General features: G+C 62.5%; 3 protein-coding genes. 2 read left to right on the top strand and 1 reads right to left on the bottom strand.

Annotated elements, in window-relative coordinates:
* Positions 1-214: 214 nt before the first annotated feature.
* Positions 215-394 (bottom strand): hypothetical protein, encoded by a 180-nt coding sequence (locus tag A2I95_RS31670; protein ID WP_291736203.1) that lies wholly within the window; start codon positions 392-394, stop codon positions 215-217.
* A 98-nt stretch (positions 395-492) separates the two neighbouring features.
* Between A2I95_RS31670 and A2I95_RS31665 the strand changes: the two genes are divergently transcribed.
* Both A2I95_RS31665 and ccoG read left to right on the top strand, forming a co-directional pair.
* Positions 493-1,371: a LysR family transcriptional regulator gene (locus A2I95_RS31665; protein WP_291736202.1), complete on the top strand. Its 879-nt coding sequence runs from the start codon at positions 493-495 to the stop codon at positions 1,369-1,371.
* Positions 1,372-1,603: 232 nt separating this feature from the next.
* On the top strand, positions 1,604-2,435 hold an 832-nt coding region (gene ccoG, locus A2I95_RS31660; RefSeq protein WP_291736201.1), incomplete at its 3' end, for a cytochrome c oxidase accessory protein CcoG.

Below are 2,435 nucleotides of genomic sequence, written 5' to 3'. Positions count from 1 at the left end.
TTTTTGATCCGTGTCAAACTTTGCCGGCGGCAAACCGGGTAAAATCAAAGGTGAAAGAGATTGCTGCTTGGCTTAACAGCCCTCCTGGGCAGCATGATATCCCGCAAGGCCGACGTGCAGGCTGAACGGGGTCATGCGCCGGTTTTCCGATCTGTTCGCGCGTTTCCTGGAAAACCGGCGCTTTTTCTTTCTTCCCCAAGGTCAGGGTCTCAGGTCAGATGTTCTGCGGATGAATGCAGCGGGTTTTCGGCGGCTTTGCTGCCAGCCAGCGCATCAACCGGGTGAACCTGCCTGCAGGGCGGGACAGGGGGCGTGGCGCAGGCAGGTCCCGCAGCCTTACACAGTCCTGCCGCGTGGCGGCCATCATCGAGCGGGCATAGATATCAATCAGCATTTCAGTGCCTCCTATCCTGGCGTCTGATACCGATGCTTGCCTGAAACGGTGATTCCTGCGAGTTAATACGAATGACACTATGTAAGGCAGGATTACATATGGATTGGTTGCACATGCCGCCGCTTGCCGCGCTGAGGGCGTTTAGTGCCTTTGCTGAGGCAGGAAATGTAGTGCAGGCGGGGGCGGCTTTGAATGTCAGCCACGCTGCCATCAGCCAGCAGCTGCGCGCACTGGAAGCGCATCTGGGCGCGGCATTGCTGGACCGCAGCGGCAGGGCGCTGGCCCTGACTGCGGACGGCGAACATCTGGCCCGAGCACTGCAGCTGGGGTTCGGGGCGATCGAGGCGGCGGTGCAGGAGATATCTGCTGCAGGTGCCATCCGGCCGCTGCATGTGACCTGTACGCCGATGTTTGCCGCGCACTGGCTGATGCCGCGGCTGGCCGGGTTTCAGGCGGAGCATCCGGAGATTGATCTGGTTCTGGACCCGCGGGGCGAGATTGTCGAGCTGAAGCCGGGCGGTGTGGATATTGCCATCCGGTACGGAGACGGCAACTGGCCGGGCCTGGAGACCGGGATGCTGCTTCAGTCGCCGATGGTGGTCATCGCGGCCGGCAGTCTTCTGGACGGGCGGCAGGTGACGGTCCCGGAGGACCTGCTGGATCTGCCCTGGCTGGAGGAACTGGGCACCTCGGAGGCCTCGCGCTGGCTGGAATCGCGCGGTGTCACCGAGGCTTTGCGCGGGCCGCGCACCCGGCTGCCTGGAAATTTGCTGATGCAAGCGGTGCGGGCAGGCCAGGGGGTGGCCGTCAGCGTGCGGGAATTTGTTGTCGAGGATCTGCACAGCGGGCGGTTGCTGGAATTGTTCACCGAAGGCGCAGACCGGGGATATCACATCGTGACCCGCCCCGGCGTGCTGCGTCCGGAGGCACGCAAGCTGATTGGCTGGCTGCGGCGGCAGCAGCAGAAGGAGCGGTGAAGCCGCTGGCTTTCTGACGGAGTTCATCTTTGCAGCGCCGCAATCGCTGCGCTGCGGCAACTTGCCTCTGGCGGCGCTGGGCGGGCAGGCATAGTTGGCGTTTTGCCTTCACAATGCGCGGAGACGGTGCCTAAAAACATGATTGTGCGATGCGCTTTTTGATCCACGTCAATGTTCTTGCACTATGCATCTGTGACAACGGCGCGAGACAGCCACAAGACGGAGAGAGTCCGTGAGCGATTCCAACCCAGCCCCCAGCCTGTACGCCGCCCGGGAGCCGATTTATCCGCGGCGCGTGTCCGGCCCGTTCCGGAACCTGAAATGGTACATCATGGTGGTGACGCTGGGGATCTACTATCTGACGCCGTGGATCCGCTGGGACCGCGGGCCGTCATTGCCGGATCAGGCGGTGCTTTTGGATCTGGCAGGACGGCGGTTCTATTTCTTCTGGATCGAAATCTGGCCGCATGAGTTTTACTTCGTGGCCGGATTGCTGATCATGGCCGGGCTGGGGCTGTTCCTGTTCACCTCTGCCTTGGGCCGGGTCTGGTGCGGCTATACCTGTCCGCAGACGGTCTGGACCGACCTGTTCATCCTGGTGGAGCGCTGGATCGAGGGCGACCGCAACGCGCGTCTGCGCCTGCACCGGCAGAAAAAGATGGATTTCCGCAAGGCGCGGCTGCGGCTGACCAAATGGGTGTCCTGGTTCCTGATCGGCCTGGCGACCGGCGGCGCCTGGGTGTTCTATTTCGCCGATGCGCCGACGCTGGCCTATGATCTGGTGACATTGAACGCGCATCCCGTTGCCTATACCACCATGCTGGTGCTGACCGGCACGACCTTTCTGTTCGGCGGTTTCGCACGCGAGCAGATCTGCATCTACGCCTGCCCCTGGCCGCGCATTCAGGCGGCAATGATGGACGAGGACACGCTGACCGTCGGTTACCGCGAGTGGCGGGGCGAGCCGCGCGGAAAGCCGCGCAAGACCGACGAACCGGGGACCGTGCATGGCGACTGCATCGACTGCATGGCCTGTGTCAACGTCTGCCCGATGGGGATTGATA

It is taken from the genome of Leisingera sp. F5 (assembly GCF_001593695.1).
This window is presented reverse-complemented; position numbering and strand designations above follow the sequence as displayed.